This window comes from Actinomyces sp. 594, assembly GCF_019325145.1.
Lineage (GTDB): Bacteria > Actinomycetota > Actinomycetes > Actinomycetales > Actinomycetaceae > Actinomyces.
The window spans coordinates 84,667-92,565 of record NZ_PIZC01000065.1; the positions used below are offsets into that span (position 1 = coordinate 84,667).

The 7,899-nt window shown below is 67.4% G+C and carries 8 protein-coding genes; 1 reads left to right on the forward strand and 7 read right to left on the reverse strand.

Going from position 1 to position 7,899, the window contains the following annotated elements; translation table 11 throughout:
* Positions 1–81: 81 nt before the first annotated feature.
* The 7 genes from GZ998_RS11540 to GZ998_RS11570 form a co-directional block, all read right to left on the reverse strand.
* Complete coding sequence (locus GZ998_RS11540; RefSeq protein ID WP_161924309.1) at positions 82–552, reverse strand: HIT family protein; 471 nt, start codon at positions 550–552, stop codon at positions 82–84.
* Between the two features lie 17 nt (positions 553–569).
* On the reverse strand, positions 570–1,328 hold the full coding sequence (locus GZ998_RS11545) for a metal-dependent transcriptional regulator (RefSeq protein ID WP_161924310.1): 759 nt from the start codon (positions 1,326–1,328) through the stop codon (positions 570–572).
* Positions 1,325–2,065, reverse strand: coding sequence for a vitamin K epoxide reductase family protein (locus tag GZ998_RS11550; RefSeq protein WP_219109904.1), 741 nt, complete (start codon positions 2,063–2,065; stop codon positions 1,325–1,327). The genes GZ998_RS11545 and GZ998_RS11550 overlap by 4 nt, the downstream gene beginning before the upstream one ends.
* 159 nt (positions 2,066–2,224) lie before the next feature.
* Positions 2,225–4,045: a serine/threonine protein phosphatase gene (locus tag GZ998_RS11555; protein ID WP_257505939.1), complete on the reverse strand. Its 1,821-nt coding sequence runs from the start codon at positions 4,043–4,045 to the stop codon at positions 2,225–2,227.
* 5 nt (positions 4,046–4,050) lie between these two features.
* Complete coding sequence (locus tag GZ998_RS11560) at positions 4,051–4,875, reverse strand: HAD-IIB family hydrolase (protein WP_374939211.1); 825 nt, start codon at positions 4,873–4,875, stop codon at positions 4,051–4,053.
* Positions 4,876–4,943: 68 nt separating this feature from the next.
* A complete protein-coding gene (locus GZ998_RS11565; RefSeq protein WP_161924311.1) occupies positions 4,944–5,117 on the reverse strand; it encodes a methionine/alanine import family NSS transporter small subunit in 174 nt (57 codons plus the stop codon).
* A gap of 1 nt (position 5,118) precedes the next feature.
* The gene (locus GZ998_RS11570) at positions 5,119–6,696 is read right to left on the reverse strand and encodes a sodium-dependent transporter (RefSeq protein WP_203233830.1); all 1,578 of its coding nucleotides are present in this window, start codon (positions 6,694–6,696) and stop codon (positions 5,119–5,121) included.
* A 412-nt stretch (positions 6,697–7,108) separates the two neighbouring features.
* On the opposite strand from GZ998_RS11570, the gene deoD reads away from it, so the two are divergent.
* Positions 7,109–7,825, forward strand: coding sequence for a purine-nucleoside phosphorylase (deoD, locus tag GZ998_RS11575; protein ID WP_162678435.1), 717 nt, complete (start codon positions 7,109–7,111; stop codon positions 7,823–7,825).
* Positions 7,826–7,899: the final 74 nt, after the last annotated feature.

Consider the following 7,899-nt stretch of genomic DNA (forward strand, 5'->3'; position numbering starts at 1 on the left):
CCGGCGCCGGTCCGGCTGGTGGAGCCGCGACGCCGGTCACGTCGAGCGCCCGGCGGGCATTTGTGCGGGCGGAGAGTGGCCTCAGGCGAGTGCCGGGGATCCCAGGGCAGCGGGCACGTTCCCGCCCCAGCCGTCCTCCCGCAGGCCGACGCGCAGGCGCTCCATGGCGGCGTCAAGCTCGGCGGCGGGCACGTCGTGGCGTGCGGCCGCGGGGGCCACGTCCGCCTCGGCGCGGATGGGCAGCACGTGCAGGTGCAGGTGGTCGACCTCGAGGCCCACCACCAGTACGGCAGGGCGTGCAGCTTCGAATACACGCGTCTGGGTACGCCCGATGCGCTTGGCGACGACGGCCAGGTGGGCGATGAGCTCGTCGGAGGCGTCCACGTAGGAGGCGACCTGCTGCCGGGGCACGATCAGGATGTGCCCGTCGGTGTGTGGGGCGATGGTGGCGAAGGCGACGCAGAGCTCGTCCGCCCAAACAAAGCGTCCGGGGATCTCGCCGTTGATGATCTTGGTGAACACCGATGGTGCGGGGCTGGTTGTGTCGGTCACAGCCCCAGCGTAGATGATCAGGCGCGTGTCGCTGCCGGTTCCGGGCGCGCCAGCACCCACAGGCTCCCTGCCGGAACGGCCGCGTGGTAGTCCCGCCCCGCAATGCCCTCGCCCTCCCGCACCGCCCGTACGGTGGTGTCGGGGCGGCCGCCGTCGGCTGTGCCGCCCGCGTCGTGGCCCAATACGAGAACACGTGTATCCAACCCAATACCTGCGCGGGACAACTGCTTGAGGACCTCCGCATCGTCGCGGATGCGGCCGACCACACCGGTCTGCCCCACGCGCAGCGACTCGACGGCACACAGGTCAGGAACTGTGACGCGCCCATCCGGATCCGGGATGGGATCCCCGTGCGGGTCGCGTACGGGATGCCCCAAGGCGGCGTCGAGCGCGGCAAGCACCCGGTTGGAGACTGCGTGCTCGAGCACCTCCGCCTCGGCGTGGACCTCATCCCACTCGAAGCCGAGTGCCTCCACCAGATAGGTTTCCAGCAGACGGTGGCGGCGCACCATCTCCCGGGCCAGGTGCCGTCCCCGCTGCGAGAGCGTGACCGCGCGGTACGGGGCGTGTTCCAGCAGCCCCGCCTCTACCAGTCGTGCCACATTCTCCGAGGCGGTCGACGGCGCCACCCCCATGCGTCGGGCGAGCCCGGTGATCGAGGCGCCCTGGCCGCCCCATTCCGACGCCGCCCAGACGGCCTTGAGATAGTCCTGAGTCACCGCCGAGCCGTCAGCCGTGGGATCTCCCGCGTCCTCGGCGCGTTGCGCCTGGCTCACCGCAGCATCGCCACCCAGCCGTCCCAGAAGGCCACGAGCACAATCGCAGTGATCACGGCGTACAGGATCCCGGCGATCCACCAGCGCCCCGCAACCAGCAGGCGGACGGCCGCCGCGGGCAGGCCCAGGTGGTCGCCCTGCGCAGCTCGGGCCCACGTATTGGTGGCAATCGGAATCGTCACCACCCAGATCACGGTGCAGAAGGGGCACAGCTTGCCGAAGTCCAGCACCGAAACCCCCAGAAACCAGGCGACGAAGCCGATTCCGCAGGCCGTACCGGCCACCAGCCCCCACCACACCCAGCGAGGCAGCCGGACGCCCGCGACCAGCAGCAAACCGATCAGGAGCAGTACGGCGAAGGCCATGGCCCCGATGAAGGAGTTCGGGGCGCCCAGCAGGTTTCCCTGCCAAACGTTCAGGGAGTCCCCGCAGGACACGAGCGGATTCACATCGCAAAGAAGGTCCGCCTCGGGTACGCGCAGCTGCTCGAGCTGGCTGACAATCAGCTCCCAGCAGGCGCCGATGCCGATCAGCGCGCCTACTACCAGCAACATCCCGTAGGAGCGAGGAGCGCCGGAGGCCTGCTGCCAGGGACGCAGGCCCGGTGTCTGGTCCGCCCCACTGCTTCCAGGGGACGGCACCGGCACGGGCGCCCCCTCCAAGTAGGCGTCCAGCTCCTCCTCGCTCATCGCGTCGATCATCGCGTCAACCTCGGCCTGCGTGGGCACATGCGCCATCTGCGGAACTCCTCGGCCTCTCCTGGGATACGAATTCTGGGATTCTGGAACTCTGTGATGTGGAAGTGCCCCGGCCCTCCGGAGCGTTCCTCCATTGTGCCTCACGGCCGCGGCGGAGCGGGCGGGCCCGGCTCATGCCTCGAGCCTCCGCCGGCGCTGTCAGGATGCCTCCTGCTGCGCCGCGGGCACCGGCTGCCACGCGCCAACCGTGACGGAGGCATCCGGATGCAGGACGACGGCACGCCAGGCAGTCAGCTCGCCGTCGGGGTCGAAGGACAGCACGTGCAGATATGCGTCCTCGGTGACCTGTCCGATGGAGGTCCCGCCCTTCCCGGCCCCGGACACCAGTTGCGTGACATCAAGGTTTCCGCCGACGCTGGTCTTCACGCCTCTTTCCTGGTGGACGTGCCCGGCAATCAGCACCGGCGCGCAGCCCTCCGCGACAAGAGGGGCGAAGGTATAGGGCTGGTGGATCAGGACCAGGTCGACCCGACTGCCTGCATCCGCGGCGCGGCAGGTTGTCGCTGCCAGCCGACCGCCGAGCTGCACGGCGTCCTCCTGCCCGCGCCTGACCGTGCCGGACGCGGAGGTGCGGTCCGGATCCGTGTCACCGAGCACGTTCAGGCCGCCTACCTGTTGCACGGTGCCGTCGGTGACGGTCCAGCCCTGGGCGCGCAGGCGCGCTACGGTGGAGTCGGAGTCATGGTTGCCGATGGTGGCAACGCGCGCGACACCCGGGGGCACGGCGTCGGACAGGGCGTCCACGCAAATCGACTCCGGCTGGCTCCCGGTCATGGTCAGGTCGCCGTCATCCATGTGGATATCGGCGTCGGCGAGCTCGTCTAGGACGCCCGCAAAGGAGATCACATCCAGGTTGCAGTGCAGATCGGTGGTCAGCACGGCAGTGGTGTTGCGCTCCGGGTCGACTGCCCAGGCCCCGGTTACCGGTGCGTTGGTGGTTGCCGCCGGGGTCGGCTCCGCGCCGAACCTGGCGGTTGGGTTCGGCGTCGGCGCGCCCGTGGGCGTCGGCGTGGATGCGGGGACGAGTGGCGTGGTTCCACGAAGCGTTGCCGCCTCGAAGGCGGACCGCACCGATACCTCATCCACGCCCCCATCGGAGGCGGTGACATCCACTGCGCCGTCGGTCGCCTCAGCGGCCGTCCATGCCGCCCGCAAGTTGTTCTCCGCCGCCGTGTAGAAGGCCTGGTTCTCATCTATGAACTGCGCAACGCGGCCACCATACGCCTGCACGATATCCGCGACTCGACCGGAAAGCCGGGCATTGGCAAGGGGCGTGCCCGCCAGGACCTGCAGACGGTTGCCCGGCTCTGGAGCTGAGCGCACCGCCGGCACGACGAGGGCGATCGCCACCGCGGTGACCGTCGTCACGAACACTGTTGCCGCCGCATGCGGAAGACGGCGCGACGCCCGCACGTGCGGGCGCAGTCCCGACAGCCGAGCGACGCTCACCAGGCTCAGCAGGACCGACTCGATCAGGCCTGCGCGCCGCAGCGCGTCATCCGCGAGGGCACGCACTCCCCGTTCAACCGTCAGCTCGGGGTGGGTCATCAGGGCTACGTATGCGGCGCCGTCGGAGCTCAGTACCCGGCCGAGAGTCTCTGCCGATACCGCTTCCGGATCGGGTTCTCCCGGAATCTCCCCGACCGTCACCTCCACTCCGAGGGGGCCGGCGGGCGAGTCCATGGTCACCGATCCCAGTGGCCCCAGGTCGACGCCGAGGGTGGAGTCGAGGGTGACCGACCACGTGGCCTCGTGGGGCCCCAGGGGCGAGGAGGCGCAGGCCGTCGACACACCGATGGCTAGCGACATGAGCCCGGTCAGCACCAGCAGGGTGATGGTGCGCACGGCCGTGCGAAAGCCGGTGGTGCGTGCACGCCACCAGTCCTTGATGGTGGCGCGTGCGCTGCCGAGGCCATCGCGGAGGCCGTGGCAGGCGCGCCGCCAGGCAGCGTTCGGCATGGGATTCAGCTCGGGTCACCGGCCGCCAGGCGGGCGGCTAGGTCGGTGACGAATGCGGCCGTGTCCTCCCAGGTGTCAACCGCCTGGCAGGCCACACCAAGCGCCTTAACCGGGTAGTCATTGCCCTCGGGGTCAAGGCGGTCACCGATGAAGAGCATCTGCTCCAGCGGTATGCCGGTGACCTCGGCGAGCCTCCTCATGCCGTAGGCCTTGTCAATGCCCTTCCGGGTGATGTCCACGCTGGTGGAGCCGCCGGAGCGGACCTCCAGGTCCGGCAGGAGCGCGGCAACGGCGTCACGCAGCCGTCTCTTCTTCTCCCCCGTCGGATCCCAGGCCTGTTTCGCCTCCAGGGGCGCCTGCTGCCCCAGCGCCGAGAAGGTGATCTGGCTGCCCCGGTCCTCCAGTGCCGGCCCCCAGGTCTGTTCCTCCCACAGTCCCAGACGCCGCGCCTCGGCCTCCACGACGGCGAAGGCACGCTTCACCTGTTCCGGATCGAGGTCATTGGCGTAGACCAGCTTCCAGTCGCCGTCGCCACGGGTGTAGTAGCGCGTCCCGCAAGTGGGCATGAGGTGAAGCTGCCCCAATTCCTCGGCGCTGGCACCCAGACGGGAGAGCACCTGCTCGCGGAACTGCCCGATCTGGCCGCCGGAGATGATGCACACGGGCACCACATCCAGTAGAGCGCACAGGGCGGTGGCCATTGGTGCCGGCATGGGCGACTTGGAGGGGGCTAGTGTCCCGTCCAAGTCGAAGGCAACCAGCCGGGGCCATGCGGAGGCGGGTTCCACGGGGGCCGGTAGCATCGCGTCCTGGTCCTGAGTCGAAGGCATGTGTCGCATTGTGTCCCAAGCCGGCAGCGCCGGGAAACCCGGGTCAGCTGTTGGAGGATTCGCACCTGTCACTTGGGTTCCTGTGGGTGGTTCAGGTGCTCGTGCGCCGCGGCGAGGGCCGCCTCACGTGCCTCAACGTCCTCACGACGCCCCCGCACGATCAGTGCCGTCACGGAGACGGCCAGGCCGCCCCAGATGATGACGATTGCGACGAGCATTACTGCGATCGCCTGACCAGTCATGTCATTTCACCTCCTCGAGCACATCCAGGTCGAGGGGTGTGTAGTCGTCAACCGGCGTGCGCCAGGGCATCCGCGTGAAGAGAATCGTCGCGACGGCAACCAGGAAAATGGTGCCCCAACCGAATACGCCCTGCATGCCCGCCGAGTACTCGTCGTAGCCGCTGGTTACATAGGCCCACACGTTCTGGATGAACATGTATCCCAGCAGCAGCGGGGCGACGACGGCGACGAGCGCCCGCCACCAGCCGCCGATGATCCGGGTGTCGGAGACGAGGTTCAGGTGCCGCTGTAGCTCCTTGAGACGACGCAGCACCAGGCCCAGGCCGACGCACATCACGATCGCGGAGCCAACCACTCCGATGTAGTTGATGTAGGCGTCAACGATGTCAAGATCCCACAGTCCTGAGGCTGTGCCGAACAGCAGCAGCGAGAGTGCGGCACTGGGAAGGCCGGCCGCCAGGGTCGCCTTGCCATTGGACCAGCCGAGCTTCTCGCCTACCGCCGGAGTGACCACCTGGAGGATGGAGATGAACGAAGTAAGGCCCGCCATTGAGAACGATGCGAAGAACAACACGCCGAACAGCGACCCGCCCGGCATCTGGGAAATAACCGTCGGGAAGGTGATAAAAGCCAGCCCCACTCCCTGGATTCCCTCCAGCTCGGCTACCGTCACACCCTCCACATGGGCCATGAAGCCGAGGGTGGCGAACACGCCGATGCCGGCGAGGATCTCGAAGGAGGAGTTGGCAAATGCCGCGGTGAACCCTGTACCCACGAGGTTGGAGCGACGCTTGAGGTAGGAGGCGTAGGTGAGCATGATGCCGAAGCCAATAGACAGGGAGAAGAAGATCTGCCCGAAGGCCGCCACCCACACGGTGTAGTCCGTCAATCGGCTCCAGTCGGGCGTGAACAGAGTATTGAGCCCGTCGGTGGCCCCGGGGAGCATGATCGCCCGTGCCACCAGGACTACAAACATGATTACCAGCACCGGCAAGAAGACCCGGTTGGCTCGCTCCACCCCTCGGGAAATGCCCCGGGCTACGACGAAGATGCCGAAGGCCCAGACGAGGGCCAACGGAATGACCACCCCGATGACCGGGATCGGCGAGTAGCCGGGGGTGGAGGAGTCAGCCAGCAGGTTCTGCCCGATATAGTCGCTGAAGAAGCCGGCGGCGTCATCACCCCAGGCCGTGGTCAGGGAGAACAGCGTGTAGCGCAGCGCCCAGGCAACGATCACCGCGTAATAGGTCATAATGACGAAGCAGATAAAGACCTGCCACCAGCCGAGCCACTCGAACCGCCTGGACACGCGGCGGAAGACTGCCGGAGCCGAGCCCCGGAAGCGGTGGCCAAGCGCGTAGTCCAGGAAGAGCACAGGCAGGCCGGTAATCAGTAGCGCAACGATGTAGGGCACCATGAAGGCGCCGCCGCCGTTGTTGTACGCGGTGCCGGGGAACCGCCAGATGTTACCGAGTCCGACAGCAGATCCGATGGCGGCCAGCAGGAAGCCTAGCTGTCCACTCCACTGTTCGCGCGCGGGCATCTTCGCGGCTGTTGGCGATCCGGGACTGGAGGGCATTGAGAACCTTCCGGGTTGTTGGAAGCCGGCATACCCGGCTGCCCATGCGTGATAGCACAGGGCTTGGAACAGTAGGACGATAGTCGCAGGCGTCCGGGGCGCCTACCACGTCCCGCCATGCGGACGCCTCTGTACGCTCCCCCACCTCCCGCGCTCTCCGTGGCGGCGCCAATAAAGCCCCGACTAGCCCCGGCAGCCCTGGCGCGTGGCGCTCAGAAGGGCTCCGGCCGGGTTACTGCAGACCGAGCGACTACGTCAGTAATAACGTGATGTCCAGCAGGACATCTGGAGCATGCCGCACGGCACCCGCGCGTTCCAGGTGTGCGACACTGGCATGTCACGCATCTAAGACACCGGGCACCTCCGGGACGCCTGGATGCGCAGCACACTGATTGTGATCGAGAGGACAACCATGGCCACGCCTCATATAGCCGCCGAACCCGGAGACTTCGCACCTGCGGTACTCATGCCGGGGGACCCACGCCGCGCTCAGCGAATCGCCGAGAGCTTGCTGGATGACGCCAGACTGGTTACAGACGTGCGCGGCATGCTCGGTTTCACGGGAACCGTTGGCGGCAAGCCGTTGTCAGTCATGGGCTCGGGAATGGGGCAGCCGTCCTTCTCCATTTACGCCACCGAGCTGTTCAGCCAGTTCGGAGTCGAACGCATCATCCGTGTGGGGACCGCAGGCGGGATCGGCAAGCAGGTGCATGTGGGTGATGTGGTTATCGCAACCGGCGCTCATACCGACTCCGCAATGAACCAGCTACGCATCCCGGGCGTGAACTTCTCCGCTGTGGCAGATTTCCGCCTCGCGATGGCCGCGTACAGTGCGGGCATCGATGCCGGCCTTTCCGATCGCCTGCACACAGGGACGATCATCTCCCGTGATCACTTCTACTTCACGCCGGAAGGGCAGACGGAGCGCTTATCGGCGTACGGCACGCTCTGCGTGGAGATGGAGGCCGCGGCCCTTTACGGAGTGGCCGCCGAATTCGGCAAGCAGGCACTGGCAGTGCTGACGATCTCCGACCACCTGCTGGATCACTCCGGTGATATGAGCGCCGCGGAGCGCGAGACGCATTTCCAGGACTCCCTGCGTCTTGCGGTGGCCGCCGCGCTGAGCTGACCCGACAGCCGTGGTGGGCCTGCGCGCGTTACGCGGACCCACCACGGCTGTACGACTCCCTGACAAGACCTGCC

Bases quoted from the DNA above. Each gene is read 5' to 3' on its own strand.
- GZ998_RS11560 (WP_374939211.1), bottom strand. From the start codon at position 4,875: ATGCCTTCGACTCAGGACCAGGACGCGATGCTACCGGCCCCCGTGGAA.
- GZ998_RS11565 (WP_161924311.1), bottom strand. From the start codon at position 5,117: ATGACTGGTCAGGCGATCGCAGTAATGCTCGTCGCAATCGTCATCATC.
- GZ998_RS11550 (WP_219109904.1), bottom strand. From the start codon at position 2,065: ATGGCGCATGTGCCCACGCAGGCCGAGGTTGACGCGATGATCGACGCG.
- GZ998_RS11555 (WP_257505939.1), bottom strand. From the start codon at position 4,045: ATGCCGAACGCTGCCTGGCGGCGCGCCTGCCACGGCCTCCGCGATGGC.
- deoD (WP_162678435.1), top strand. From the start codon at position 7,109: ATGGCCACGCCTCATATAGCCGCCGAACCCGGAGACTTCGCACCTGCG.
- GZ998_RS11570 (WP_203233830.1), bottom strand. From the start codon at position 6,696: ATGCCCTCCAGTCCCGGATCGCCAACAGCCGCGAAGATGCCCGCGCGC.